This window comes from Lentzea flaviverrucosa (assembly GCF_003350445.1).
Taxonomy (GTDB): Bacteria; Actinomycetota; Actinomycetes; order Mycobacteriales; family Pseudonocardiaceae; genus Lentzea; species Lentzea californiensis.
Genome location: NZ_QQAU01000004.1, coordinates 550,970 through 577,000 on the forward strand (window position 1 = coordinate 550,970; position 26,031 = coordinate 577,000).

A 26,031-nucleotide genomic window follows, 5' to 3' on the forward strand; every position below is an offset into this window, starting at 1 on the left:
GATCAAATCGATGCTACTTAAGCCCTACCGGCGAGAGGTGCCATGGCTACCCGAGCCACAGCCCTGCGGCTTGCTGCAGTGCTCATCACGTGTGTCCTGACCGCGAGCTGCGGCCTGTTCGGAAGTTCGTCGAGCGGCGGCGACGCGGACGTGGAGCGCAACGTCATCCGCATCGGCGTGCTGCCCGTCGTCGACGTGGCCCCGTTGCGCATCGCGCTGACCGAGAAGCTGTTCGAGAAGGCGGGCCTGCAGGTCAACCTGGTCCCGCAGCCCACCGAGGCAGAGGCCATCAAGCAGCTGGACACCACGCTCGACCTCACGTGGGCGACGCACGTCAGCCTCTTCCGCGCGGTCGCCGAGGGCACCGAACTGCAGCTGCAGGGTGAGGCCTACCAGGCCGGCCCGAACTCGATGGCGCTGGTCGCGGACGCGAAGTCGGACTACGACGACCCCGGCAAGAAGTCGGCTCCGACCATCGCCGTGAACAGCGAGACCGACATCGGCGCGCTGACCACGCGTGCCGTGCTGGACACCGCCGCGGTCGAGAAGCAGAAGATCAAGTTCAAGCCGATGGCGTTCGCCGACATGGAGGCCGCGCTCACGGCCGGCCAGGTCGACGCGGCGTTCATGATCGAGCCCTTCATCACGAAGGCGCAGCGCAAGATCGGCGCGAAGATCGTCACCGACACCGCCCGCGGCCCGACACTGGACTTCCCGATGTCCGGCTACGCGTCGTCGAAGAAGTTCGCCGAGGCGAACCCGAAGACGCTGAAGGTGTTCCGGGACGTGCTGCGCGAGGCGCAGCAGCGCGCGCAGGCCAACAAGCTGGCCGTGCAGGACTCGCTGACCAGCTACGCGGACGTCGACGCACCGACCGCGGCCCTCGTGTCGGTGGGCACGTTCCCGCTGTCGCTGAACCCGATCCGGCTCCAGCGCGTCGCCGACATGATGGACACCGAGGACGTGCTTTCCGGGCGTCTGGACGTGCAGCAGCTACTGCCACCGGGAACGACCAACTAGTTGTTCCTCGGCATGAGAAATGGCGGACCGGAGAACCGGCCCGCCATTTTTCGTGCGCTCACTGGCCGCCGGCGGCCGAGATGCAGTACGTGATGCCCGGCGCGGGTTCCGCGTAGGCGATGGCCGTCGCCTCACCGCAGTCCGCGGTCGCCGCCCTGACTACCTTCTCGACCTTCAGGACCTTCTGGACGGCGAACTCGTTGTTGCCCTTGGAGCAGTCGACGGGCTTCATGCCCTCCATGTTCATCTTCACGAGCTCTTCCTCGTAGCACTTGCCCTCTTCGAGCTTCTCGACGAGGCAGAGCTTCAGCGACGAGCTGCGGCGGCCGGACTCGGTGTACTCGGCGTAGTCCTCGCTCGGGCACGCCTCCGACGTGGACTTCATGACCTTCGCGATGAAGTAGTTCGCCTCGGCCGCGGAGCAGTCGACCTTCTTGTACTTCGGGCTGAACGTGGTGCCCGTGACGCTCGCGCAGTCGCCCGCCTTGGCCGACGGCTCGGTGATGGCGCTCAGGCCGCCGCCGATCAGGACCTTGACCAGGATGCCGACGCCGACGAGCACGACGATGGTGACGATCGAACCGATGATCTTGCCGGCGCCGCTCTTCTTGGGCGGCGGGCCGTAGGGCATCGGCTGACCCAGGGGCTGGCCTGGCATCTGGCCGGGAGGCGGGCCGTACTGGCCCGGCTGCTGGGCGTACGGGTCGCCGGGCTGACCGGGCTGGGCGTACGGGTCGCCGGGCTGGCCGTAGGGCTGACCGGGCTGGCCGGGATAGCCCTGCTGGGGCGGCTGACCGTAGGGGTTGGGCTGGCCGGGCTGCTGGCCGTACGGCTGCTGCGGCTGTCCACCGGGAGGCGGTCCGTAAGGCCCTGGCTGCTGGGGGTAGTTGGGGTCGGTCACTGGATTCCTCTCGGATGAGTCACGCGAAAGACAGCGAAACCGGAGCCGTGGGACACGACTCCGGTTTCGCTGGATCAAGCCTGTTACGCGGGAGCGCCAAGGCAGTAGTGCAGCTTCGCCTCGGGGAAGGACTGCGGCTCCTCACCCTCCGCGCACTGCGGCGCGGCGGTGTCCTTGACGGTCTTGGTCACCTTGAAGGCGGCCGACCCGCCGCACTCGACGGCCTTCGCGCCGACGCCGCCGGTGTTCTCGGCGTAGCACTTGCCCTCGGCGAGAAGCGGTGCGAGGCACAGCTTCGTCTTCGGCCCACGGCGCTGCGACTGCGTGTACTCGTCGTAGCCCTTGCCGCACACCTCGCTCGTGCCGCCGGCCTTGCCGACCGTGTAGTTCGCCTCGGCGGCACCGCAGTCGACCGGCTTGTACTCAGGGCTGGTCGACGTGCCGGAGACGACGGCGCAGTCGCCGGCCTTCGCCTGCGCGACGTCGCTGCTGAAGTAGTTGAACGCGTAGAACGCGCCGCCAACGACGATCAGGCCGACGACGTAGGTCAGGATCCGCTTGCCGATGCTCGACTTCTTCGGCGCGGGCTCCTGCGTGGGCTCCGGCGCTGACGCGGGCGAAGCGGATTCAGTCGTGCTCATGCGGTTCTCTCATTTCCCAAATACCCCAGATGGCCCATGCCCCCCGACACAGCCGGAGCAGACAGTGCCATGTGGCGCAGCAAAGCGCTTGGGCTTTACGGAAACGTTACGGCCGCCTGGATCACGTCACCCTCAGCACTCGCTCGCTGACCCGGCGGAGACCGCCGAACCTCAGTACGGTCCGATCCGGACAGTCGAAACGATCTTGAAGTCGAGGGTGCACATGAAGTTCGGGTCAGCTCTGCTCAGTGCGGCGGCAGTCGCCGGCATGGCCGTCGTCAGCGCGCCGGTCGCGCACGCGGACTCCTACACGCAGGTCGGCTACGCGAGCAAGGCGGGAAGGCAGGTGTACCTGTTCCGCAACAACGGGAACGGGTGCCTGCACGCGCAGGGCAGGAGCCTGCGCTGGGGCGACACGGTGTACGTGCTGGCCAGTTACGGCGGCAACGCGTCCGTGACCGCGAACGCCGACGGCATCGTGCTCGACACGCCGTCGCGCTGTGCCAAGCACGGCACGGACTACCAGGGCTGGGTCGACATCAGGGGTTCCGACGGCGGACCGATGACCGGGTCCTACCGCAACTTCTGAGACAGCGACTTCGGGGACAGCGACCCCCGGGACAAGGGCGGCGGTCAGGGGCAGGTCACTGCTTCTGGTCGCCGCGCTCCAGGCAGAAGGTGGTCGCGGGCTCGGGGAAGACCGCCGCGCGCGAGACCCCGCAGGCGGTGCGGTCGGCCTTGCCGCTGAACACCTTGGCGACCTTCACCGAGTCCTTCGTGGAGCAGTCGACCTTCGCGATGCCGCTCTCGGGGTTCTGGCCGTAGCAGGCGCCCTCGACGAAGTTCGGCATGAGGCACAGCGTGGCTTCGCCCGTGTACGTCGAGTAGTCCATGCCGCCGGACGGGCAGGCCTTCTCGTTCCAGTCGAGGACCTTGGCGATCTTGACGTTCGCCTGCTCGGAACCGCAGTCGAGCGCCTGGTAGGTCGGGTTGTCGAGCGCGCCGGAGATCCGCGCGCAGTCGCCCGCCCGCGCAGCCTTGGCCACGTCGCCGAGCTGGTTCACGACGAACCCGCCGAGCAGCAGGAGCGCGATGACAGCGGCGATACCCAGGCCGACCTTCTTCATGGCCTGGGTATCGGCGTCAGAAGGGGTGCGACTCAACCGAGTTCACCCGATCAGGATCCTTCGTGGACACCCATGCAGTAGACCGAGGCCGGCTCGCTGAACCTCAGCTCGCTGGAGCCCTCGGGGCACACCGAACCCTCCTCGGGCAGCCCGTCGACCTTCTTCACGATCTTCACGGGCGACTCCGTGGTGCAGGCCTCCTTCTTGAAGGCGCCGTCGTCGCTCGAGGTGTAGCAGTTGCCCTCGGCGAGGTTCGGCATCAGGCACATCGACTTGTCGCCGCCCGACTGCATCTGCTCGTAGATGCCCTCGGCGGGGCACTGGTCCTCCGCGTTGGCCAGCACGGCGGCGACCCGGTGCGTGGCAGCGGCGTCGTCGCAGCTCTTCGTCGAGATGTTCCAGTCGCCGTCCGGCTTGTCCACGTCCTTGGGCGAGGCGCTGACGCAGTCGCCGACACCGGTGGTGTTGAGCGCCGTCAGCGCCCACACGCCGCCGCCGACGAGCACGACCGCCAGCACACCGACGATGGCGAACTTCAGCCAGCTGTTCTTCTTGGGCGACTCGTCGGTCTCGGTCTCCGCGGGTTCCGGGGTCACCACGGCCGGCGGCTCGACGGGATCAGTCGACTCGGTGCTCATGGGCGAGAACGTACGACACGGCATGTTGGCTTCGTGTGTCGCCTCACAGTTGTCGTCACCAGTTGACGCAGGTCGAACGCATTTGGCGTCGTCAGGGAGACTTGTCGGCGTGACCGATGGCCCCTTGATCGTCCAGTCGGACAAGACGCTGCTGCTCGAGGTCGACCACCCGCTCGCGAACGACGCGCGCACGTCCATCGCGCCGTTCGCCGAGCTGGAGCGAGCTCCGGAGCACGTGCACACGTATCGCGTGACGCCGCTGGCCTTGTGGAACGCGCGAGCGGCCGGGCACGACGCCGAGCAGGTGGTCGACGCGCTGGTGCGGTTCAGCCGCTACCCGGTGCCGCAGCCGCTGCTGGTGGACGTGGTCGACACGATGGGCCGCTTCGGGCGGCTGGTGCTGACCAACAGCCCCGTGCACGGGCTGGTCCTGCACTCCAACGACCGCGCGGTGCTCGAGGAGGTGCTCCGCAACAAGAAGATCGCGCCGATGTTCGGGGCCCGCATCGACGACGACACCGTCGTCGTGCACCCGAGCGAGCGCGGGCGGCTCAAGCAGCTGCTGCTCAAGGTCGGGTGGCCGGCCGAGGACCACGCCGGGTACGTCGACGGCGAGGCGCACGCGATCGAGCTGGAGGAGAACGACTGGAAGCTGCGCGACTACCAGCGGATGGCCGCCCAGGCGTTCTGGGCCGGTGGCAGCGGCGTCGTCGTGCTGCCGTGCGGCGCGGGCAAGACGCTGGTCGGCGCGGCGGCGATGGCCGAGGCCCAGGCGACCACGCTGATCCTGGTCACGAACACCGTGGCGGGCCGGCAGTGGAAGCGGGAGCTGATCGCGCGCACCTCGCTCACCGAGGAGGAGATCGGCGAGTACTCGGGTGAGCGCAAGGAGATCCGCCCGGTCACGATCGCGACCTACCAGGTGATCACCCGCAAGTCGAAGGGCGAGTACAAGCACCTCGACCTGTTCGACTCGCGCGACTGGGGCCTGATCGTCTACGACGAGGTCCACCTGCTGCCCGCGCCGGTGTTCCGGATGACCGCCGACCTGCAGTCGCGCCGCCGTCTCGGGCTCACCGCGACGCTGGTGCGCGAGGACGGCCAGGAGGGTGACGTCTTCTCGTTGATCGGGCCGAAGCGGTACGACGTGCCGTGGCGCGACATCGAGGCGCAGGGCTGGATCGCCCCCGCCGAGTGCACCGAGGTCCGGGTGACCCTCACCGACAACGAGCGGCTGCAGTACGCGACGGCCGAGCCGGAGGAGCGCTACAAGCTCTGTTCGACGGCCCGGACCAAGATCGCGGTGGTCAAGCGGGTGCTGGAGCGGCATCCCGGCGAGCCGACGCTCGTGATCGGTGCTTATCTGGACCAGCTCGACGAACTGGGCGAGGAGCTGGGGGCGCCGGTGATCAAGGGATCGACGAAGAACAAGGAGCGCGAGGTGCTGTTCGACCAGTTCCGCAAGGGTGAGCTCCGCACCCTGGTGGTGTCCAAGGTCGCGAACTTCTCCATCGACCTGCCCGAGGCGTCCGTCGCGATCCAGGTGTCCGGCACGTTCGGGTCGCGGCAGGAGGAGGCCCAGCGCCTCGGCCGGATCCTGCGCCCCAAGGGCGACGGCCGGCAGGCGCACTTCTACTCGGTCGTCTCGCGCGACACGCTCGACACCGACTACGCCGCCCACCGGCAGCGGTTCCTGGCCGAGCAGGGCTACGCGTACAAGATCGTCGACGCGGACGACCTGGTCGGATGACGTCCTGGTGGATGTGGAACCCGGCCGGGACGCCGCCGGTGCGGCGGTTCCGGTCGGAGGAAGCACTCGCCAGGACGGCACCGGACGCCCAGGTCGTCCGGTCCGCCGACTTCACCTGCCCCGCGCAACGCCGCCGCGCCACCGCCGTGCGTTCGGACTTCCAGCGCGTGACGGGAGACCCGGTGCAGGTCGCCCTGGTCGAACAACGGCTGTGGACGCTGCTCGTGGCGTTGCGCCGGGCCCAGCCCCTGCGCGACGCGCTGGCGTCCGCCGTGCCCAGACCGGGCCGGGCGGCGCTGGTCGCGGAGCCGTCGCGCGAACTGGCCGAGTTCGACCGGCGCTTCGACCAGTTCGCGGACGCGGTGCGGGTCCTGGTCGCGGACCCGACCCCCGAGCAGCTGCGCCACACCGCCGCTCTCGACTAGCCGGGCCTTCCGGCCAGGTGCTTGACCTGCTGGCCGTAGCGGGTGCCTTGGCGCACGGTCACCGAGCCGTCCGCCGCGACCTCGCAGGGGTTGTTCGCCGTGCACCGCTCACCGCTGTCGTTGCCGGTGCTGTGCACGCCGACGACGGTGACGCCGTCCCTGAGCACGATCGGCGAGCCCGAACCACCGTGCGACGGCGAGCACTTCGGGTCGTAGCGGTAGGCGTTGTCCTGCGTGTAGCCCTCTTCGCGCAGATGCGGGACGACGGCGTCGATGGTGCAGCTGAAGCGCTTGCCGTTGCCCGCCGAGATGATGTCGACGCGTTCTCCTGGCCTGGCCGACCTGTCCGAGAGCTTGAAGATCTTCACGCCCTCGGCCTTGAGCTGGGCGTAGGTCTGGTCGAGCTCGAAGAGCGCGGTGTCGGTGCCGGTCATGGTCGCCGAGACGAGACGTCTCGTCTCGGTTTTGGCCTGCGGGTAGCCCTGGCGGTCGCCGATGGTCACCGGGAGCTTGATCGCGACGTCCCGCAGGGTCTCGCCGGGTGCGGGGCGTTCCGGGACGCAGTGGCCGTTGGTGAGCAGAAGCGCCGGGTCGCGGGGCTTGCTGCGATCGGTCCTGACCACGGACGCGGAGCAGACTCCCGCCAGTGACGCGGCGCCCTCGAGGTTCGGGACGGGAGTGTCCGGCGGGTTGATCTTCCCCGTGACGACGTCGTTGATCCAGCCTGTGAAGTGGTGGACGTCGGTGTACATGACCGGCCGGTCGTCGCCGCCGGAGCCGCTCACGAGGCCGGCGATCACCCAGCGGTCGCCGTCGCGGACGAGGGCGGGGCCGCCGGAGTCCATGTTCGTGGCGGCGACGCTGCCGTCCAGCGCGCCGATGCACAGCTCGCGGTCAGCGAAGATGCCGTCGCAGGCCGCTGCCGGCTGGATCACGGTGTCCGCCTCGCGCAGCTTCTGCGGGTAGCACTCGGGCGCACGGCGGTCGCACGTCATGCCCCACCCGAGGATCCGCGCCGTCGTGCCCTCGGCGGGCCGGGCCGACGGCAGCGTGACGGGCTTGGTCCGCGCGTTCTTCCTCAGCTCCAGCAGGCCGATGTCGCCGTCGTGGACGGGGTTGGGCGAGTAGGTGATGAACCGCTCGACCTCGACCACCTCGCCGCCGCTGCCCGCGTCGAGCGTGCCGAGCCGCACCGACCAGTTCTTCGGCCTGCCGACCTGGGCGAGGCTGGGGTTGTTGCGGGTGCAGTGGCCCGCGGTGACGGCCCAGCCCGGCGCGACCAGCGTGACGCCGCAGGTGTGGCCGTCCGCGCGAGGTGAGTCGGGGCGTTGCAGCGAGCCGGAGAACGGGTAGGGCGCCTGGGCTTCGACGCCGCCTCTGATGGCCAGCGCCGGGGCGGCGGTGGTGATCACCGCGATGGCCGCGAAGCTCATCGCCAGTAGCACTTTTCGCATGTCGCAGAGGCTGTCGAACCTGTGTCCGCACGGCGTGATGGCTCTGCAACAACTGCGCACGGGCGGTCGTTACGCAACGATGACGTCGCACGAACGTCCCCATGAGACCCGTCGGGAAGGCTGGAGGGCATGCCGCGCGTACTGCTGATCGAGGACGACGAGGCGGTCCGCGAGGGACTGTCGCTCGCCCTGACCTACCAGGGACACACCGTGGACGCGGTGCGCACGGGCGAGGAAGGCCTCGAGCTGCTGGGCAGCGTCACGCCCGACGTCGTCGTGCTGGACCTGATGCTGCCGGGCGTGGACGGGTTCGAGGTGTGCCGCCGCATCCGTGCCTCCGGCGACCTCCCGATCATCATGCTGACCGCGCGCAACGACGACATCGACGTGGTCGCGGGCCTGGAGGCGGGCGCCGACGACTACGTGGCCAAGCCGGCCCAGGCCCGTGTGCTGGAGGCCCGCATCCGCGCCGTGCTGCGCCGTTCGTCCGCCTCCGTCACCGAGGTCGTGGCCGAACGCCACGGCGACCTGACGATCGACCGCGAGGGCCTCGTCGTGACGCGGTTCGGCAAGCCGGTGTCGCTGGCGCCGACGGAACTGCGGCTGCTGCTGGAACTCTCGTCCTCGCCGGGCCGCGTGCTGTCACGGCAGCAACTGCTGAGTTCCGTGTGGGACCAGGGTTACCTCGGCGACTCGCGGCTGGTCGACGCGTGCGTGCAACGGCTGCGGTCGAAGATCGAGGACGACCCGGCCGCACCCGTGTACGTCCAGACGGTGCGGGGCTTCGGCTACCGCTTCGGACCGCTGTGACGCTCCGCCTGCGGTTGCTGCTCGCCTTCACGTTCCTGACCATCGTGACCGCCGCGGCCGTCGCCGGTGCGGGTTACGTGCGGGCGCGCGACGCGATCGTGCAGCGAGCACAGGACAACGCCGTCATCGAGACCACGAACCGCGTCGAGCAGCTCTACCCACTGCCCGCGCGAGCCGTGGACGCCGCCGTCCTGGAACGGGTCGCCGCAAGGGTTTCCGGGCGTGAAGGCCAGGCTTTGGCTTACGGCAACGGCACTTCCGCGGGAGGCATGAACCCCGCGGTGATCACGGCGGAGCTGCGTTCGCTCGTCTCGTCCGGACGCGTCGGCTGGCAACGCGTGTCGTACGCGGACAGCGTCTGGCTCGTCGTGGGCATGCAGCTGCGGGTGTCTTCCGGCGCCCCGTCGGGCATCGAGGTGTACGTGCTGCGGCCGTTCACGTCGGAGATCGCGTTCGTCGACGAACTCGCGCGCAACGCGTGGCTGATCGGCGGTGCCGTGCTGCTCCTGGCTCTGGGACTGGGTTTCCTGGCGGCCCGCGGCGTGCTGCGCCCCGTGCGGGAGCTGCAGCTGGCCGCCTGGAAACTCGGGCAGGGCGAGCTCTCCGCGAGGGTGCCGGTGCGCGGGCGGGACGAACTGGCCTCCGTCGCGTCGACGTTCAACAGCACGGCTTCCTCACTGGAACACCACGTGGGCGAGCTGCGCCGGATGGAGGCCGACGCGCGTCGATTCGTGGCGGACGTGTCGCACGAACTGCGAACCCCGCTGGCCGCGATGACGGCCGTGACCGACGTGCTGGACGCCGAAACCGCCTCGCTGCCAGGCGTGGCGGGCCAGGCGGCACGGCTGGTGAACCGCGAGACGCAGAACCTGACGCGGCTGGTGAACGACCTGATCGAGGTCACCAGGTTCGACTCGGGAACGGCGGCCCTCGCGCTCGACGACGTCGACGTGGCCGAGGTGGTGCGGACCTGCCTGCGCATGCGCGGCTTCTCGGAGGTGTCCGCGTCGCTGCCGGACGGAGTGCGCGCCCGACTGGACCCGCGGCGGCTGGACGTGATCGTGGCGAACCTGGTCGGCAACGCACTGCGGCACGGTTCGCCGCCGGTGTCGCTCGAGCTGTCGGTGTCGGGACCTGTGTTGGTGATCGAGGTGGCGGACGCCGGGCCGGGACTGCCCGACGAGGTCCTGCCGCACGTGTTCGCACGGTTCTACAAGGCCGACTCGTCGCGGGGGCGGTCCGAGGGCTCGGGGCTCGGGCTGGCGATCGCGTGGGAGAACGCGCGGCTGCACGGGGGCACGCTGGTGGCGGCCAACCGGGCGGGTGGCGGTGCCTTGTTCACGCTGCGGCTGCCGCTGGACGGTGGGTCTTGAGGCCGGGAACTGTCGGTGCCGCCTGGGAGGATGGAAACAGGGGGACCCCCGGGAGGGGACCCCTGCGTGAGCTTGGGCTCGCGGTGCCGCGGACAGGTGCTGGTGCGGGCGCACCTGCCCGCAACCTGGATGCCGTCCCCGGCGCCGGGCCTGATGCCGACGTGCCCGGCAAGAGCCCAGGCAGCATCCGCACCGCCGGTCCCGACATCGCTGCGCGCGACCGGAGCCGACGCAGCGCCCACCGACCACGCCGCCGGGGTACCGGGCAGCGGAAGGCGCCAAGGCGAACGCACCTGCGTGAGCTCGGGCTCGCGGTGCTCTTCCTCGCCGTCCTCACCGCCTGCGGCATCCGCCCCACCGACCCGATCCCGGGCCTCGAAGCGCCCAGCGGCGCCGTCGAGAACACCTCGCCGTCGCTCTTCTGGGTCTCCCCCGGCGGCGGCGTGGTGCCCGTCGGACGGCCGGAGGGCAGCCTGAGCGGGTTCGACGTCGTGGCGTTGCTCGCGCAGGGGCCCACCAACGCCGAGCAGGACCGCGGGCTGTCCACCGAGGTGCCGTTCGACGCCGCGCCCGCGACCGTCGACCGGGTCGCCAACGGCCTCGACGTGAACCTTTCGAGCGACGTCTCGCAGCTCAGTGGTGCTGCTGTGCAGCAGATCGTGTGCACGTTGCTCGCCGTGCAACCCGTCGGCACGGTGAACCTGCGTGGGGGCGGGCGTTCGCTGGAGCTGCAGAAGTGCGCTTGAATCGGGCCGTGCACGCCTACTCCATCCCCATGCGCGCCCGGTTCCGCGGCATCACCCAGCGCACCGGCCTGCTGTTCGAAGGACCGGCCGGGTGGGGCGAGTTCTGCCCGTTCGAGGAGTACGACGACGCCGAGGCCGCGGCCTGGCTCGCCTGCGCGCTGGAGGCCGCGGACGACGGCTGGCCGGCGCCGGTGCGAGACCGCATCCCCGTCAACTGCACCGTGCCCGTGGTCAGCCCTGAGGAGGCACACGAGATCGTGGCCAGGTCGGGCTGCTCGACGGCCAAGGTGAAGGTCGCCGAGTCGACGCTGGCGGAGGACTGCGCGCGCCTCGAAGCGGTGCGGGACGCGTTGGGGCCACAGGGGTTCGTGCGGGTCGACGCGAACATGCTGTGGGACGTCGACACGGCCGTCGCCGCGATCAAGGCCATGGACAAGGCCTCCGGCGGACTTCAGTACGTGGAACAGCCGTGCCACACCCTGGACGAACTCGCGGCGGTGCGGCGCAGGGTGGGCGTGCCGATCGCGGCGGACGAGTCGATCCGCAAGGCCGAGGACCCGTTGAAGGTGGCCGTGTCCGGGGCCGCGGACATCGCGGTGATCAAGGTGGCGCCGCTGGGCGGGGTGCGCAAGGCGTTGGAGGTGGCCGAGGCGTGCGGGCTGCCGTGCGTGGTGTCGTCGGCGCTGGAGACGTCGGTCGGGATGGCGGCCGGGGTGGCCCTCGCCGCCGCGCTGCCCAGCCTCGACTACGCGTGCGGGCTGGCGACGTTGCAGTTGCTGGACGGGGACGTCACGAGCGATTCGCTCCTGCCCGTGGACGGCTATCTGCCCGTGCTGCCGACGGCACCGAAGCCGGACCGGATCGCGGAGTTCGAGACGGGCGACCAGGCCTGGGTCGAGCGGTTCCGGCGGGTTCAGTCGACGAGCTGACCCAGCTCGATCTTCACCGGGAACGGGTCACGCGCCTCGTAGGTCGTGGTCGCGGGAGGCGCCTCCTCGAAGGAGCGCTCCGGGGTCAGGCGCAACGGGGTCAGCGAGACCGGCTCGGCCAGGTCGACCAGCCAGTAGAACGGGATGCCCGCTTCGGCGTAGTCGAGGCGCTTGGCGAGGCGGTCCGTGTAGTGCGAGTGCGGCGACAGCACCTCGACGGCGAGAACCACCTCGCGGGCCCGCACGAGGGCCTGGCCCGCGGCGCCGCGGTGGAACACGACCAGGTCCGGGCGCCGGACGAAACCGGGGGCGTCCGGTGGGGCCAGCTCCAGGTCCACGTCCGGGGCGTAGGTGACCTGGAGGTGCGCGGGCAGCTGGCCGGCCAGCTGCGAGATCAGGTTCCCGCAGGCGAAGTTGTGCTCGGCCAGACCGGCGGGAGAGAGGACCGGGCGGCCTTCCACGAGTTCGGTGTAGCCGGATTCGGCTGCTCCCAGGGCGGCGAACTGGGCGACGGTCAGCGGAACACCAGGTAGAGGCACTCAGTCACGGTCGCACATGGAGAAGCTCCAATCCCGCTCACAAGTACACACCTTCAAGCGATCTAAGGCTTGCCCCGAGCCAGCCCCTGCTTGTCAGCCCCCAGGCTGAACACGATCCCCTCGGTCCGGTTGATCGCCTCGGTCCGCCGTTCGGAAGCCGGCACCCGGGTCAGGTCCACCAACCGGATCGGCGGCCCCAGCTCCACCAGCGTCGGCGTGTAGGAAGCCTCGACCACGGACCACCCGGCGGCCCCCTGCTCGAACTTGAACCGAGCGATCGCCCCTTCCTCGGTCACGCCACGAGGCTCAGCGTGCCGGGCGACCTCGTTGCCGAGCCCGTAGGCGACCCACTTGTTGCCGATCTTCTCGAACGGCTGCACCACGTGCACGTGCGTGCCGATGATCAGATCGAGGGCGGGATCGGCCAGCAACTGCCGGGCCAGCGCCTTCTGGTCGGCGGTGGCCTCGTGCTGGTACTCGTTGCCCCACTGCACGGACAGCACGACGACCTCGGCGCCGGCGGCACGGGCGGCTCGGGCATCGGCGAGGATCTTGGCCGCGTTGATCTGGTTCGCGCGCCACGGCTGGGGCAGCGGGATGCCGTTGAAGCCGTAGGTGAACGACAGCTGCGCCACCTTCACGCCGTTCGCGTCCAGGATCAGCGGCGCCGCCGATTCCTCCTGCGTGCGGAACGAGCCGGTGTGCTTCAGGCCGACGGCGTCCATCGCGTCCAGGGTCGTCGTGATCGCGGAGACGCCGCGGTCCAGCGTGTGGTTCGAGGCCGTCGAGCACGAGTCGTAGCCCACGTCGACGAGGCCCTTCGCCACCTCGGGCGGGGCCAGGAAGGCCGGGTAGCCGAAGAACGGGCCCTCCTTCGGGCCCAGCGGCACCTCGAGGTGGCACAGCGAGAGGTCGGCCTTCAGCGTGTCCTTGATGCCCGAGAACAACGGCAGGAAGTCACGGCCGGCCGCGCCTCCGTCGGCGACGGCCTGGTCGGTCAGCGCCGGGTGGATCAGGATGTCGCCACCGGCGGTGAGCACGAACGAGCGTGGCGGGGGCGGGCCCTGGGAGGTCGGCGCCGGGGCCGGGGGTGCCGAGGTGACGACTACGGGCGAGCCGGTGCACGCGGACAGCAGCAAGCCGGTGACCAGCACGGGTGCCGACCACCGGACCGCACGCTTCAGCGCTGCCGCCTGCGTCGCAGGACCACCAACAGCACGACCGCCAGCGCTGCCGCCGCGAGGGGCAGCACGCGCTTCAACACCGGAACGCCTGCCGTGTCGATCAGGTCGATCGGCTCGTCGGGGACCACTCGGAGATGCTGCTGTTGCGCCACCTCGTCAGGATCCACGGATCCCAGCGTGCTCGCCAGGCATTCCGCGAACTGGTCGACGAGCCTGCCGCTGACCTCGGCGATCAGGCCGCGACCGAGTTGGGCCGGACGGCCCGTGATCGCCAGATCGGTCTCGACCTCGACCGAGTCCCCGACCACGAAGGTCACCACCGCCGATGCCGTGCCGTTGCCGCGGGTGTCCTTGCCCGCGGCTTTCATGACGGCACGGCGCAGCACCGGGTCGATCTCGACGAACTCGCCGGTCCCCCGGTACAGCAGCTGCACCGGGCCGAGCTTCACCTTCACCTCCCCGCTGAACGTCTTGCCGTCCACCGAGGTCAGGGTGGCGCCGGGCAGGCACGGCGCCACCCGCCCGGGGTCGATCAGCGCGTCCCACACCTCCTCGGCGGGCGCCGGCGACGTGAACGAGTGCGTCAGCTTCATCCCGCGACCGCCGCCGTCAGCGCACGGCCGGTGAGCACCCGAGCCAGGTTGTCCTTGTAACCGTCACCCGAGGACGCGCGCAGGGCCGCCTCGGAGATCGCCTCGGCGGAAGCCGGCTGCCCGACCAGGGCGGCCTCGACCCCGGTGGCGCGCAACGGACCGGACCCCACGTTGGTGAGACCCACCCGAGCGGCGGAAATAGCGCCGTCACGCACCTGCACGGCCGCCGCGACCGCGACGATCGACCAGGCCTGCGCGACCCTGTTGAGCTTCTCGTAGTGCGCACCCCAGCCCGTGTACTTCGGCACGCGGACGTCGAGCAGGATCTCGTCGGGCGCCAGCGCCGTCGTGAAGTAGTCGACGAAGAACTCCGCCGCGGGCACCTCACGACGGCCCGAAGGCCCAGCGATGATCATCACGGCGTCCAGCGCGAGCACCGGTGCCAGCAGGTCACCGGCCGGGTCCGCGTGGCACAGCGAGCCGCCGAACGTGCCGCGGTGCCGGATCTGCGGGTCCGCGATCGTGTCCGTGACCAGCCTCAACAACAAGGCGTGGTCCTGGACCAGATGATCGCGCTGCACCTCGTAATGCGTGGTCATGGCGCCGATGAGCAACGAGTCGCCGTCGTCGCGCACGCCCGTCAGCTCGGTCAGGCCACCGATGTCGATCAACGCCGTGGGCGCCGCCAGCCGCATCCGCAGCACCGGCACGAGCGACTGCCCGCCCGCGATGACCTTGGCGTCCTCGCCCTCCTCGGCGAGCATCCGCACGGCCTCGTCCACAGTGGACGGGAACAGGTACTTGAACTCCGCCGGGATCACGACTGTCCTCCCTGCGCGTCGATCGAACCGAGCCCGCCCGCGGCCACTTCGCCCGCGCCTTCGTCCGGCCTGCCCTGCAAAGCGGTCCACACCCGTTCCGGCGACATCGGCATCTCGATGTCCCGGACGCCCAGGTGCCGCAGGGCGTCCAGCACGCTGTTCACCACGGCGGGCGTCGAGGCGATCGTGCCCGCCTCGCCGACTCCCTTGGCGCCCAAAGGGTTGGAGGTCGCCGGTGTCGTCGTGCGGTCCGTGAGGAACGCCGGCAGGTCCGCCGCGCAGGGCACGAGGTAGTCGGCGAGCGTCGCCGACGTCAACGTGCCCATCTCGTCGTGCGTGGCCTCTTCGTACAGTGCCTGCGCGATGCCCTGCGCGAGCCCGCCGTGCACCTGACCGTCGACGATCAGCGGGTTCATGACCGTGCCGACGTCGTCCACCGCCACGTACCGGCTGATGCGCACCATGCCCGTCTCGGTGTCGACTTCCGTTGCGCACAAGTGGGTTCCGTGCGGGAACGAGAAGTTGTCCGGGTCGAACGTGGCGTCGGCGTCCATGCCGGGTTCCATGCCCTCGGGCAGGTCGTGCGCGACGTGCGCGGCCAGCACCACGTCACCCAGCGAACGGGCCGTCGACGTGCCGCGGACGGAGAACGAGCCGGAGGCGAACTCCACGTCCGCCTCGTCGCACTCCATCATGTGCGCGGCCAGCGTCCGCGCCTTGGCCAGGACCTTGTCCGCCGCGTGCACCAGCGCCGTGCCACCGACCGCCAGCGAACGCGACCCGTAGCTGTCCATGCCCTTGTGCGACGTCGCCGTGTCGCCGTGCAACACCTCGACGTCGTCGAACGGCACGCCGAGCTTGTCGGCGACGATCTGCGACCAGACCGTCTCGTGGCCCTGCCCGTGCGGCGAGGTTCCCGTGATCACCTCGACCTTGCCGGTGGGCAGCATGCGGATCGACGCGGTCTCCCAGCCACCTGCGGCATAGCGCAGAGCGCCCAGCACGCGGGACGGCGCGAGGCCGCACATCTCGGTGTAGGTGGAGATCCCGATGCCGAGCTGGACCACGTCACCGGAGGAACGGCGCCTCGCCTGCTCCTCGCGCATCTCCTCGTACCCGAACAACTCCATCGCGCGAGCCGTCGCGGCCTCGTAGTTGCCGGAGTCGTAGGTCAGGCCGGCGACCGTGTCGAACGGGAACTCCTCGTGCCTGATCCAGTTCATCTCCCGGATCTTCATCGGCTCCACGCCGAGCTCGACCGCGAGCTCGTCCATCATCCGCTCGATCGCGAACGTGGCCTCGGGCCGTCCGGCGCCGCGGTAGGCGTCGGTGGGCACCTTGTTCGTGAAGACGTTGGTGCAGACGAACCGGTAGGCGGCGAACTTGTAGATCGAGTTGAACATGAACGCGCCCAGGATCGGCACGCCCGGCGTGACCAGGCGCAGGTAGGCGCCCATGTCGGCGAGCAGCTCGACCTTGAGGCCGGTCACGGTGCCGTCTCGGCGGGCGGACAGCGTGATCTTCTGGATCTGGTCGCGGCCGTGGTGCGCGGAGAGCATCGACTCGGTGCGCGACTCCGTCCACTTCACCGGACGGCCCATGCGGCGCGCGACGAGCAGGCACAGCAGCTCTTCCGGGGTGACCTGGAGCTTGCCGCCGAACCCGCCGCCGACGTCCGGCGCGATCACGCGGAGCTTGTGCTCGGAGATGCCCGTGACGGCGGACAGCATCCAGCGCAGGATGTGCGGGATCTGCGTCGCCGACCAGACGGTGAACATGCCCGCGGTCGTGTCCACGACGACCGACCGCGGTTCCATGAACGCCGGGATCAGCCGCTGCTGCTTGAACGTCCGCTCGATCACGACCTCGGCGGACGCGATCTCGTCCTCGACGTTCGTCCCGACGCCGGCCTCGGCGGAGTCGAAGATCCACGTCGCGCACTTGTTCGTGCCGAGGTCCGGGTGCACGAGATCGTTGTCCCGCAACGCTTCTTCCATGTCGAGCACGACCGGCAGCTCGTCGTAGTCGACGTCGATCGCTTCGAGCGCGTCCGCGGCGTGGTAGGCGCTGTCGGCGATCACGAGGGCGACGGCCTCGCCGGCGAAGTTGACCTGGTCGACGGCCATCGCGGGCGCTGGAGGTGCCTTCATGTCCTCGGTGATGGGCCACGCGCACGGCAGCGAACCCTGCTCGGCGGCGAAGTCCTCACCGGTCAGCACCACGGCCACACCGGGCATCGAGGTCGCGCGGCTGACGTCGATGCCGGTGATGCGGGCGTGGGCGACAGGGCTGCGCAGCACGGCCATGTGCAGCATGCCGTGCAACTGGAGGTTGTCGGTCCACGTGGTCTGGCCGGTGATCAGCCGCGCGTCCTCCTTGCGGAGCCGGGCCCTGCCGATCTCCGGTTCCGCTGTGGCGGTCATTCGCCACCTACCGGCTGCTTGGAGCTGATGTGCTCATCGCTGTGCTGTTCCTGCACGGGGCCGGCACCCGGTTTCATCCGCTGCGCCGCGTCCTGCACCGCCCGCACGATGTTCTGGTAGCCCGTGCAGCGGCAGAGGTTGCCCTCCAGGCCCTTGCGCACGGTCTCGTCGTCGGGATCGGACTCGTCGGCGAGCAGGTCGATGGCCTGCATGATCATGCCGGGAGTGCAGAAACCGCACTGCAACGCGTGGTTCGAGTGGAAAGCCTCCTGCACCGGATGCAGCTTGCCGTCGCGAGCGAGGCCTTCGATCGTGGTGACCTCGTGCCCGTTCGCCTGCACGGCCAACACCTGGCACGACTTCACGCTGTGGCCGTCGAGGTGAACAGTGCAGGCGCCACAGTTGCCGGTGTCGCAACCGACCACGGTGCCGGTCTTGCTCAATCGCTCCCGTAGGTAGTGCACGAGCAGGAGGCGGGGTTCGACCTCGTCGGCGTATGTCACTCCGTCGACGTTGACCGAGATGTGCATTGACCCCTCCCAGGGGTGGTGGGCCTTGAGTGACGAGGGTCACTCAAGCTTGCTCCCTGTTTGCGGGTTCAACAACCCGATCAGTGATGAATCGGTTCACCAAGATCGACCAGACGCCGGCCGGATCCCTTCCACCGCAAGGAAATGATCTCCGCGGCGATCGACACCGCCGTCTCCTCCGGCGTCCGCGCTCCCAGGTCCAGGCCTATCGGCGAGGCCAAAGCCTCTAGCTCACCTTCGGTCAAACCTGCTTCCCGCAACCGTTGCAGACGATCTTCGTGCGTGCGGCGGGATCCCATCGCTCCCACGTAACCGACCTTGAGCCGCAACGCGACCTCCAGCAGCGGCACGTCGAACTTCGGGTCGTGGGTCAGGACCGCGATGACCGTGCGTTCGTCGAGCTTGGACGCTTCGGCCTGCAGGTACCTGTGCGGCCAGGCGACGACGACCTCGTCCGCCTCGGGGAACCGGCTGCGCGTCGCGAACACCGGCCGCGCGTCGCAGACGGTGACGCGGTAGCCGAGGAACGCGCCGAGCCGGGCCATCGCGGCGGCGAAGTCGATCGCTCCGAACACGAGCATGCGCGGCGGCGGTTCGAACGAGTTCACGAAGACGCTCATGCCCTCGCCCCGCCGCTGACCGTCCGGCCCGTACTGCAGCACGCCGCTCCGTCCTGAAGCGAGCATCCCGCGCGCGTCGTCCGCGACGGCGTCGTCGATCCGCGCGCTGCCCAGACTGCCGTCACGGCGGTCCGGCCAGACGACCATGCGCCGGCCGATGCCGTCCGGGTGCTCGATCACCGTCGCGACGGCCACCGGCTCCTCGGCGCGAACCGTCTCCACCACCTCGCCGAGTTGGGGGAACGTGCTGGCGTCGATCTTCTCGACGTAGATGTCGATGATCCCGCCGCAGGTCAGCCCGACCGCGAACGCGTCGTCGTCGCTGACCCCGTACCGCTGCAGAACCGGGGTGTCCAACGACTGCGCCAGTTCGTAGACGGCACCCTCGACGCACCCGCCGGACACGCTGCCGACCGCCTCGCCGTCCTGCGTCACCAGCATCGCCGCGCCCGCCGGCCGGGGCGCCGAACTGAAGGTCGCGACCACCGTGCCGACCCCGACCGTCTCACCGTTCGCCACCCGCTCGGCGAGGTCGTAGAGGACATCACGCACGGCGCACCTCCTTCAGCAGTTCTTCCAACGCGTGCACGCTGTGGCCCGCGACCATCGTGTCGACGTGCGGCAGCGCCGCCAGCACACCCTGCTGGACGGGCCGGTAGCCGGGCTTGCCCGCGTGCGGGTTGGCCCAGATGACCTTGTGGCTCACGCGCCTCAGCCTCGCCATCTCGGTCGCCAGCAGGCTCGGGTCGCCGCGTTCCCAGCCGTCGCTGAACAGCACGACCACCGCACCCCGCTGCCGCCACTGCTGGTTGAACCGCCGCAGAGCGTCGCCGAGCCGGGTGCCGCCCTCGTAGTCGGGGATCGCGCGGCCGGCGGCCCGCAGAGCCCGTTCCGGGTCGCGTTCCCGGAGCTGACGGGTCACGCGCGTGAGCCGGGTGCCGATCGTGCGGACCTCGACGGGCATCGCGTGGGCGATGACGTGCGCGAACCTCAGCAGCGCGTCCGAGTAGGCGGCCATCGAGCCGGAAACGTCGATCAGCAGCACCAGCCGGCGTGGCTTCGTGCCCCGCCTGCGGTGGCGCGGCAGGGCGATCTCACCGCCGGTCTCGATCATCGCGCGCACCGTGCGGGCCAGGTCCATCCGGCCGCGACGGGCCTTGCGCAGGCGGCGTGACCGCCTGCGCGGCGGGAGCGGGTTCAGCCGGGCGATCAGCGGTGCCGCGTTGAACTCCGAGATGTCCTTGTGCTTCACCACTTCCACGTCGGACGCGGCCACACCGACGGTCATCGAGTCGAGTTCTATCGTCGTGCGCGGACGGGGCGGGGTGCCGCCGAAGTATGCCCGGTACGCGGCGTCGTAGCGCGGCAGGTCGTCCGGGTCGGCGCACAGCGTGAGGCGCCCGGCCCAGTAGAGGTCGACCTGCTCGGTGGCCCGCAGGAACGCCTGGACGCGGTCGGGCCCGCACTGGAGTCCGGCGCCCCGCAGGACGCTCGTGAACCCGACGCAGGCTTCCGTCACCCCACGATTGTGCTCCCGATCACGCGTTCCGCGTCCTCCCGGTACTTCAGGACCGCGCCGAGGGTCGTCGTGTCCGGCTCCGCGAGGCCCAGCGCCTGCAACGCCCGTGCCCAGTCCAGCGACTCCGCGACGCCCGGCGGCTTGAGCAGGTCGAGCCCCCGCATCTTCTGCACGGCCTCCGCGACCCGGACCGCGAGCCGTTCGTCGAGACCGGGCAGAGTGCGGCGCAGGATCGCGACCTCGCGCTCCAGGGACGGGTGCTCCAGCCAGTGGTAGAGGCAGCGGCGCTTCAACGCGTCGTGCACCTCGCGGGTCCGGTTCGAGGTCAGCACGGTCAGCGGGGGCGTCGTCGCCCTGATCTCGCCGAACTCGGGGATGCTGACCGCGTTCTCGGACAGCACCTCCAGCAGGAACGCCTCGAACTCGTCGTCCGCCCGGTCGACCTCGTCGACGAGCAGCACGCACGGTGCGCTCTCCAACGCCTGCAGCAGTGGTCTGGCCAACAGGAACCGTCGCGTGTAGAGGGACGCCTCGTCCACCTCGCCGCGCGTCTCCAGCACCCGCAGGTGCATGAGCTGACGCGGGTAGTCCCAGTCGTACAGGGCCTGTGTGGCGTCGATGCCCTCGTGGCACTGCAGGCGGATCAGCGGCACGTCCATCGACTTGGCCAGCGCGAGCGCGAGCGAGGTCTTGCCGGTGCCGGGCTCGCCTTCGAGGAACAGCGGCCGCCCCATCCGGACCGCGAGGAACGCCGCCGTGGCGATCCCGCCGTCCGGCAGGTACCCCGCGGCGTCGAGCCCCGACGCCAGTTCCTCAGGGGACTGCATGGGCCTCAGGGTACGACTAACCTGGACGGATGGGGTCGATCAAGAAGGTCCAGATCACGTTCGACTGCGCGGAACCCGTTCGCGTCGCCGAGTTCTGGAGCCAGGTGCTCGGGTACGACGCTCCGCCGGAGAGCGACGGTTCGTGGTCCGCGGTCGCCGACCCGACGGGTGAGGGCCCGCGGTTCTACTTCCAGCGCGTTCCCGAGGGCAAGGTCGTGAAGAACCGGGTGCACGTCTGCGTGCGGGCGGGCACGGGGCTCGTCGGTGCCGAACGTCTCGCCACGCTCCAGGCCGAGCGGGCCCGGCTGGAGGCGATCGGCGCGGTGTGCGTGCGCGTGATGGAGGCCGACGAGGAGAACGAGTCCTGCATCGTGATGCAGGACGTTGAAGGCAACGAGTTCTGCCTCGACTGACCCCTGGGGTCGCCGCCCCGGATCAGGGTCGGTTTCGGGGTGGTCACCGATGTGCCGGAGCTCGAAACCGGCGAATCTCGGTGCATGACGAACAACGTGCTCAACGACGCGACAGCCCAGGTCAAGAAGCTCCGCAGGAGCCGCAGCGACAAGATGCTCGCCGGCGTCTGCGGTGGCGTCGCCAAGATGATCGGGGTGGACGCCGCGATCCTGCGGATCATCCTCGTGGCGGCGACGCTGCTCGGGTTCGGCACCGGAGCCCTCCTGTACGTCGCCGCCTGGATCCTCATGCCCGAGGAAGACGCTGCGATGTGATCACCGTGGGAAACCGGGCACGCCGGGTAGCCGTTGCCAGGGGTGGGGACCGTTGAGGGGCCGGTACTCCACCCCCAGGGCGTCGAGCCGGGGGAGGTGGTGCTCCCGCAGCCGCCGCACGAACCCGGGATCCTTCTCCGCCGGGGACCACACGACCTCGGCGAACGCGGCCAGCCTCGGGAACGCCGCGTAGTCCACCCGCCGGGCCGAGTCGAGGTGCTCCGTCCAGATGTTCGCCTGCGCGCCCAGCAGCCGTCCGGGCTCCTCGCCCGTGAGGCCTTCGGGCACCGGCTCCCACGCGTAGACGTCCTCCAGCGTGGTCACCGTTCCCACCGGGATCGGTTCGTCCGGCGAGTCCGACTGCCGGTAGTCCAGGTAGACGTGCTGCTCAGGGCACATGACCACGTCGTGGCCCTCGCCCAGCGCCGTGATGCCGCCCTCGACGCCGCGCCACGACGCGACGACCGTGCCGGCAGGCAGCGGACGCGCGTCCAGGACCTCGTCCCACCCGTACGGTCGCCGGCCCTTGCTCACGACGTGCTCCGCGACGGCCCGGACCAGCACGCCGTCCTCGTGGCCGGGCGCCTCGTCGCCGCCGAGCCCGATGACCTCCGCCGGGAAGACGTCCATCAGCTCGTCGAACACGTTCCGGTAGAAGTCCACTGTGGACTCGTCCGTGTTGAGCACGCGTTCGTTGACGCCCCAGTCGGTCCAGACGCCGCCGCCGTGCACGCCCAGTTCCGGATAGGCCGCGATCGCCGCCTGCGAGTGACCGGGGACGTCGATCTCCGGGATCACCGTGACGTGCCGCGCCCGTGCGTACTCGACGATCTCCCGCAGGTCCTCCTGCGTGTAGAAACCGCCGTGCGGACGGCCTTCCATGCCCGCGGAACGCCGGTCGCCGAACCGCGAGTCCTCCCGCCACGACCCGACCTCGGTGAGCTTCGGGTAGCGCTTCACCTCGAAGCGCCAGCCCTGGTCGTCGGTGAGGTGCAGGTGCAGGACGTTGAGCTTGTGCACCGACAGCAGCTCGACGTACCGCAGAACCTCCCGTTTGGGCAGGAAGTGCCGCGAGACGTCCAGCATCACGCCACGCCACTCGAACCGCGGGTAGTCGACGACCTCGCAGGCGGGGATGACCGACGGCTTCTCCCCCGCGGCCCGGAACGCCTGAGCGCCGAGCAGCTGCCGCAGCGTCTGCAGCGCGTTCATCTCGCCGGCCGCGTCGTTCGCCTCGATCAGCACACCGTCGTCCGACGAGAGCAGCCGGTAGCCGCCGGGAGGACCGTCGACGAGGACGGTCTCCCAGCCCTTGTACTCGCAAAGCCTTCCGCCGTCCACGTAGGACACCGGGCGTGGCAGCAGGTTCATCCCTTCACCGCCCCCGCGAGGCCGGACACGAGCCGGCGTTGCACGAGCACGAAGAAGATGAGCACGGGGATGGTCATCAGGGTGGAGCCCGCCATGATCGCGCCCCAATCGTTCTGGTCGGGTTTGACGAACACCTGGAGAGCCAGCGGCAGGGTCTGGTTCTCCACGGCCGAGATGATGAACGTCTTGGCGAACAGGAAGTCGTTCCAGGCGTGGATGAACGACAGCACCGACGTCGCCACCAGGCCGGGCGCGACGAGCGGGAACAGCACCTGCCACAGGAACCGGAACCGCGAGGCGCCGTCCAGGGTGGCGGCCTCCTCCAGTTCTACCGGCACCGCGGCGACGAAGCCCCGCAGCATCCAGATCGCGAACGGCAGGCTGAAAGCCAGGTGCACCAGCACGAGCGAGCCCAGGTGGTTCAGGCCGAACACCGGCACGCTGTCGCCGACGGACCGCATCAGGAAGAACAACGGCACGGTCAACGCCTCGACCGGCACCATCTGCACGACCAGCAGCATGATCAGCAACGTCGTGCGGCTGCGGAACCGGAAGCGGGTCAGCGCGGTCGCCGCGAGGAACGAGATCAGGATGCTCAGGGCGACCACGATCAACGCGACGATGATGCTGTTCATGAAGTAGCGCCCGAAGTTCGCGACGGTCAGCGCCCGTGTGAAGCTGTCGAGCGTCGGCCGCGTCGTCCACGGCACCGGGTCGGCCGAGATGATCTCGTCCGCCGGCTTGAAGGCGCTGAGCACCATCCAGAACAGCGGGAACGCCACCACCGCGGCGATGATGAGGACGAAGCCCTCGGTCAGCCAGCGCCTCACAGGACCTCCCCCGACCGCCGCAGCGCGCGGAGGTAGAACATCGTGATTCCCAGCAGCAGCACGGTCATCACGACACCGATGGCCGCGCCCAGTCCGTACTCCGACGCCGCGAACGCCTGCTGGTAGGCGTAGACGTTGAGCACGAGGTTGCGCCCGGCGATGCCGCCGCCGTTGGTCATCACGTAGATCTGCGTGAAGACCTTGAAGTCCCAGATGATCGACTGGATCGTCACCACGAGGATGATCGACTTCAGCAACGGGAGCGTGACGCTCCACGCCGTGCGGAACGCCGACGCGCCGTCCAGCGCGGCGGCCTCCAGCACCTCGCCCGGAATCGCCTTGATGCCCGCGAAGAGCGTCACCATGACGAACGGGAACGAGCACCAGATCACCTGTGCCGCGACGAGTCCGAACGCCGTCCACTTGTCGAACGTCCAGGAGAAGCCCTGGATGCCCAGGACCTCGTTCACGAACCCGAAGTTCGCGTCGAACAGGAAGAGCCAGATCGTCGAGCCGGCGACGGCGGGCGTGGACCACGCGCCGAGCGCCGCCAGGAACAACGTCATCCGGACCCAGGTGCGGACCCTCGTGGCGAGGATCGCGAGGAACGCGCCCACTAGCAACGTGCCGACCACGCAGACCGCCGCGAAGGCGACGGTCTGCCCGAGCACACCCCAGAACTGCTGGTTGCCCAGCAGGTTCCGGTAGTTCCCGAGACCGAGGAACTCGAGCGGCGCGCCGCCGCTCACCTGTTCCTGGCCGTAGTCGTAGAGCGAGATGAGCACCAGCTGGTAGATCGGGTAGGCCAGCAGGCCCCCGAGGATCAGCAGCGCTGGAGCCAGGTAGGCGAACGCGGTCCGCCCCTGGCCTTTGGCCGTCATGCTCACGACGTGAAGGCCGCGTTCATCGTCTTGGCGGCGTCCGCGGTGGCCGTGTCGACGTTCTTCGCGCCGGTGACGATCTCCTGGAGCATCGTCGGCACCACGGTCTGCGCCTCGATCTTCGCCCACGCCGGCGTGACGGGGACGAACTTCGTGCCGGACTGCAGGGTCTTGGTGAACGGCTCCAGGAACTTGTCGGACTCCGCGACCTGCTTCTGCACGTCGCTGAACGTCGGCAGGTTGCCCATGGCCGTGTACATCTTCTGCTGGTACTTCTTCGACGCGAGCAGCTGCGTGAACTCGTTGGCGAGCGTCTTGCGCTGCGTGCCCTTCATGACGCCGAGCAGGTTGCCACCGGCGAACGCGGGTGCGACCGAGCCCTTGGTCTTGCCGGGCAGCGGCACGACGCCGTACTTGCCGGCGGCGCTGGACGCGTCGACCGACTTGCGGTTGAAGTCGCCGCCGATGGTCATCGCGGCCTTGCCCGCGCGGAACGCCTCGACGCTCGCGTCACCGCCGTTGCCCGCGCAGGTGGCGGGCGGGCAGATGTCGTCCTTGATCAGCTCGGTGTACTGGGCGACACCGGCCTTGGACTCGGCGCTGTCGATCGCGGCGGTGAACTTGCCACCGTCGGACTTGGCGATGTCCCCGCCCTGCGCCCAGATGAACGGCAGCGCGGCGAACAGGTACTTGCCGCCGGCCGAGATGCCGATCAGCTCCGGCTTCTTCTGCCGGATCTCACGCGCGAGCGGCGCGATCTCGTCGAGCGTCGCCGGCGGCTTGAGGCCGAGCTCGGTGAACACGTCCGTGCGGTAGTACAACGCGCGCACGCCGACGAACCACGGGACGCCGTACGTCTTGCCGTCGACCTTGGCCGTGTCGAGGATCGACGGGACCAGGTCCTTCGACTCGTCCCACTTGCCCAGGTCGAGCTCGGAGAACCCGCCCGCGGAGACGTAGCCCGCGAGGTCGGTGTTGCCGAACTCGGCGACGTCCGGGGCGCTCTTCGGGTCGCTGAAGGCGGCCTTGAAGCGTTCCGCCCGGCTGGACACCTGGATGTACTGCACGTCGACGGTGACGCCGCTGTGCTTGCCCTGGAACTCGGAGATCGCCTCCTTGACCACGGCCTCCTTGGGGCCGCGGTTGACCTCGTCGAACAGCCAGACCCGCAGCTGTCCCGTCTGTTCGTCCGTGCCCGAGCTCGTCGGTCCCGACTGCACCGGTGCGCAGGCGACCACCGCGCCCACGCCCAGCACCGCCACAAGTGTCTTCATCCGCATCGTCGTCGCGCCCTTCACGTTGCGTATGTTGCAACAGCTATTTCACAGGAAGCAACGTGACTGTAGAACGG

28 protein-coding genes are annotated in these 26,031 nt (G+C 69.6%); 10 read left to right on the forward strand and 18 right to left on the reverse strand.

What is annotated here, in order from left to right; all coding sequences use genetic code 11:
- Nucleotides 1-42: 42 nt before the first annotated feature.
- Nucleotides 43-1,020 carry an ABC transporter substrate-binding protein gene (locus tag DFR72_RS16320; protein ID WP_090065344.1) on the forward strand — a complete coding sequence of 326 codons (978 nt, stop codon included), beginning with the start codon at nucleotides 43-45 and terminating at the stop codon, nucleotides 1,018-1,020.
- A 58-nt stretch (nucleotides 1,021-1,078) separates the two neighbouring features.
- Here DFR72_RS16320 and DFR72_RS46350 read toward each other — a convergent pair whose 3' ends face one another.
- Together DFR72_RS46350 and DFR72_RS16330 are read right to left on the reverse strand one after the other, a co-directional pair.
- Nucleotides 1,079-1,921: an LppU/SCO3897 family protein gene (locus DFR72_RS46350; protein WP_177224538.1), complete on the reverse strand. Its 843-nt coding sequence runs from the start codon at nucleotides 1,919-1,921 to the stop codon at nucleotides 1,079-1,081.
- 83 nt (nucleotides 1,922-2,004) lie between these two features.
- Nucleotides 2,005-2,562 (reverse strand): LppU/SCO3897 family protein, encoded by a 558-nt coding sequence (locus tag DFR72_RS16330; protein WP_090065343.1) that lies wholly within the window; start codon nucleotides 2,560-2,562, stop codon nucleotides 2,005-2,007.
- Between the two features lie 223 nt (nucleotides 2,563-2,785).
- Here DFR72_RS16330 and DFR72_RS16335 point away from each other — a divergent pair, with 223 nt between their 5' ends.
- Nucleotides 2,786-3,151 carry a hypothetical protein gene (locus tag DFR72_RS16335; RefSeq protein WP_090065342.1) on the forward strand — a complete coding sequence of 122 codons (366 nt, stop codon included), beginning with the start codon at nucleotides 2,786-2,788 and terminating at the stop codon, nucleotides 3,149-3,151.
- A 55-nt stretch (nucleotides 3,152-3,206) separates the two neighbouring features.
- Here the strand turns inward: DFR72_RS16335 and DFR72_RS16340 are convergent, their stop codons facing one another.
- Together DFR72_RS16340 and DFR72_RS16345 are read right to left on the reverse strand one after the other, a co-directional pair.
- The gene (locus tag DFR72_RS16340; RefSeq protein ID WP_090065341.1) at nucleotides 3,207-3,689 is read right to left on the reverse strand and encodes an LppU/SCO3897 family protein; all 483 of its coding nucleotides are present in this window, start codon (nucleotides 3,687-3,689) and stop codon (nucleotides 3,207-3,209) included.
- Nucleotides 3,690-3,739: 50 nt separating this feature from the next.
- Nucleotides 3,740-4,327 (reverse strand): LppU/SCO3897 family protein, encoded by a 588-nt coding sequence (locus DFR72_RS16345; protein WP_090065340.1) that lies wholly within the window; start codon nucleotides 4,325-4,327, stop codon nucleotides 3,740-3,742.
- Between the two features lie 109 nt (nucleotides 4,328-4,436).
- On the opposite strand from DFR72_RS16345, the gene DFR72_RS16350 reads away from it, so the two are divergent.
- Both DFR72_RS16350 and DFR72_RS16355 read left to right on the forward strand, forming a co-directional pair.
- Complete coding sequence (locus DFR72_RS16350) at nucleotides 4,437-6,077, forward strand: DNA repair helicase XPB (RefSeq protein ID WP_090065339.1); 1,641 nt, start codon at nucleotides 4,437-4,439, stop codon at nucleotides 6,075-6,077.
- On the forward strand, nucleotides 6,074-6,502 hold the full coding sequence (locus DFR72_RS16355) for a hypothetical protein (RefSeq protein WP_090065338.1): 429 nt from the start codon (nucleotides 6,074-6,076) through the stop codon (nucleotides 6,500-6,502). Before DFR72_RS16350 ends, DFR72_RS16355 begins: the two co-directional genes overlap by 4 nt.
- On the opposite strand, the gene DFR72_RS16360 is transcribed toward DFR72_RS16355, so the two are convergent.
- Nucleotides 6,499-7,956: a trypsin-like serine protease gene (locus tag DFR72_RS16360; RefSeq protein WP_090065337.1), complete on the reverse strand. Its 1,458-nt coding sequence runs from the start codon at nucleotides 7,954-7,956 to the stop codon at nucleotides 6,499-6,501. The two genes, DFR72_RS16355 and DFR72_RS16360, sit on opposite strands and share 4 nt — an antisense overlap.
- A 129-nt stretch (nucleotides 7,957-8,085) precedes the next feature.
- Here DFR72_RS16360 and DFR72_RS16365 point away from each other — a divergent pair, with 129 nt between their 5' ends.
- The 4 genes from DFR72_RS16365 (at nucleotide 8,086) to DFR72_RS16380 (ending at nucleotide 11,814) form a co-directional block, all read left to right on the forward strand.
- The gene (locus tag DFR72_RS16365) at nucleotides 8,086-8,766 is read left to right on the forward strand and encodes a response regulator transcription factor (protein ID WP_090065336.1); all 681 of its coding nucleotides are present in this window, start codon (nucleotides 8,086-8,088) and stop codon (nucleotides 8,764-8,766) included.
- On the forward strand, nucleotides 8,763-10,139 hold the full coding sequence (locus DFR72_RS16370; protein WP_090065335.1) for an ATP-binding protein: 1,377 nt from the start codon (nucleotides 8,763-8,765) through the stop codon (nucleotides 10,137-10,139). The genes DFR72_RS16365 and DFR72_RS16370 overlap by 4 nt, the downstream gene beginning before the upstream one ends.
- An 83-nt stretch (nucleotides 10,140-10,222) precedes the next feature.
- Nucleotides 10,223-10,885, forward strand: a complete 663-nt coding sequence (locus DFR72_RS16375; protein ID WP_143086695.1) for a GerMN domain-containing protein — start codon at nucleotides 10,223-10,225, stop codon at nucleotides 10,883-10,885.
- Between the two features lie 8 nt (nucleotides 10,886-10,893).
- Nucleotides 10,894-11,814, forward strand: a complete 921-nt coding sequence (locus tag DFR72_RS16380; protein WP_090065333.1) for an o-succinylbenzoate synthase — start codon at nucleotides 10,894-10,896, stop codon at nucleotides 11,812-11,814.
- Here DFR72_RS16380 and DFR72_RS16385 read toward each other — a convergent pair.
- From DFR72_RS16385 to DFR72_RS16425, 9 genes are all read right to left on the reverse strand, one after another.
- Nucleotides 11,799-12,353, reverse strand: a complete 555-nt coding sequence (locus tag DFR72_RS16385; protein ID WP_090065332.1) for a Uma2 family endonuclease — start codon at nucleotides 12,351-12,353, stop codon at nucleotides 11,799-11,801. The two genes, DFR72_RS16380 and DFR72_RS16385, sit on opposite strands and share 16 nt — an antisense overlap.
- 62 nt (nucleotides 12,354-12,415) lie before the next feature.
- Nucleotides 12,416-13,507: a CapA family protein gene (locus tag DFR72_RS16390; RefSeq protein WP_245983031.1), complete on the reverse strand. Its 1,092-nt coding sequence runs from the start codon at nucleotides 13,505-13,507 to the stop codon at nucleotides 12,416-12,418.
- A gap of 26 nt (nucleotides 13,508-13,533) precedes the next feature.
- The gene (locus DFR72_RS16395; RefSeq protein WP_090065330.1) at nucleotides 13,534-14,130 is read right to left on the reverse strand and encodes an SRPBCC family protein; all 597 of its coding nucleotides are present in this window, start codon (nucleotides 14,128-14,130) and stop codon (nucleotides 13,534-13,536) included.
- Entirely contained in the window at nucleotides 14,127-14,951 is an 825-nt protein-coding gene (locus tag DFR72_RS16400; protein WP_090065329.1) for an FAD binding domain-containing protein, read from the reverse strand. Before DFR72_RS16400 ends, DFR72_RS16395 begins: the two co-directional genes overlap by 4 nt.
- The gene (locus DFR72_RS16405; RefSeq protein ID WP_090065328.1) at nucleotides 14,948-17,374 is read right to left on the reverse strand and encodes a xanthine dehydrogenase family protein molybdopterin-binding subunit; all 2,427 of its coding nucleotides are present in this window, start codon (nucleotides 17,372-17,374) and stop codon (nucleotides 14,948-14,950) included. Before DFR72_RS16405 ends, DFR72_RS16400 begins: the two co-directional genes overlap by 4 nt.
- Complete coding sequence (locus tag DFR72_RS16410) at nucleotides 17,371-17,904, reverse strand: (2Fe-2S)-binding protein (protein WP_090065327.1); 534 nt, start codon at nucleotides 17,902-17,904, stop codon at nucleotides 17,371-17,373. Before DFR72_RS16410 ends, DFR72_RS16405 begins: the two co-directional genes overlap by 4 nt.
- Nucleotides 17,905-17,984: 80 nt before the next feature.
- A complete protein-coding gene (locus tag DFR72_RS16415; RefSeq protein WP_090065326.1) occupies nucleotides 17,985-19,076 on the reverse strand; it encodes an XdhC family protein in 1,092 nt (363 codons plus the stop codon).
- Entirely contained in the window at nucleotides 19,069-20,043 is a 975-nt protein-coding gene (locus DFR72_RS16420) for a vWA domain-containing protein (protein ID WP_090065325.1), read from the reverse strand. The genes DFR72_RS16415 and DFR72_RS16420 overlap by 8 nt, the downstream gene beginning before the upstream one ends.
- The gene (locus tag DFR72_RS16425; protein ID WP_090065324.1) at nucleotides 20,040-20,870 is read right to left on the reverse strand and encodes an AAA family ATPase; all 831 of its coding nucleotides are present in this window, start codon (nucleotides 20,868-20,870) and stop codon (nucleotides 20,040-20,042) included. The genes DFR72_RS16420 and DFR72_RS16425 overlap by 4 nt, the downstream gene beginning before the upstream one ends.
- A 29-nt stretch (nucleotides 20,871-20,899) precedes the next feature.
- On the opposite strand from DFR72_RS16425, the gene DFR72_RS16430 reads away from it, so the two are divergent.
- Together DFR72_RS16430 and DFR72_RS16435 are read left to right on the forward strand one after the other, a co-directional pair.
- Complete coding sequence (locus DFR72_RS16430) at nucleotides 20,900-21,283, forward strand: VOC family protein (RefSeq protein ID WP_030480634.1); 384 nt, start codon at nucleotides 20,900-20,902, stop codon at nucleotides 21,281-21,283.
- Between the two features lie 84 nt (nucleotides 21,284-21,367).
- Entirely contained in the window at nucleotides 21,368-21,598 is a 231-nt protein-coding gene (locus DFR72_RS16435; protein WP_030480632.1) for a PspC domain-containing protein, read from the forward strand.
- Here DFR72_RS16435 and DFR72_RS16440 read toward each other — a convergent pair whose 3' ends face one another.
- The 4 genes from DFR72_RS16440 to DFR72_RS16455 are packed head-to-tail and all read right to left on the reverse strand — an operon-like array spanning nucleotide 21,599 to nucleotide 25,960.
- A complete protein-coding gene (locus DFR72_RS16440) occupies nucleotides 21,599-22,969 on the reverse strand; it encodes a beta-N-acetylhexosaminidase (RefSeq protein WP_090065323.1) in 1,371 nt (456 codons plus the stop codon). It lies immediately after the preceding gene.
- Nucleotides 22,966-23,799 (reverse strand): carbohydrate ABC transporter permease, encoded by an 834-nt coding sequence (locus DFR72_RS16445; RefSeq protein ID WP_245983033.1) that lies wholly within the window; start codon nucleotides 23,797-23,799, stop codon nucleotides 22,966-22,968. The genes DFR72_RS16440 and DFR72_RS16445 overlap by 4 nt, the downstream gene beginning before the upstream one ends.
- Nucleotides 23,796-24,680 carry a carbohydrate ABC transporter permease gene (locus DFR72_RS16450; protein WP_090065322.1) on the reverse strand — a complete coding sequence of 295 codons (885 nt, stop codon included), beginning with the start codon at nucleotides 24,678-24,680 and terminating at the stop codon, nucleotides 23,796-23,798. The genes DFR72_RS16445 and DFR72_RS16450 overlap by 4 nt, the downstream gene beginning before the upstream one ends.
- A gap of 2 nt (nucleotides 24,681-24,682) precedes the next feature.
- Nucleotides 24,683-25,960, reverse strand: a complete 1,278-nt coding sequence (locus tag DFR72_RS16455) for an extracellular solute-binding protein (protein WP_090065796.1) — start codon at nucleotides 25,958-25,960, stop codon at nucleotides 24,683-24,685.
- Between the last annotated feature and the right edge of the window lie 71 nt (nucleotides 25,961-26,031).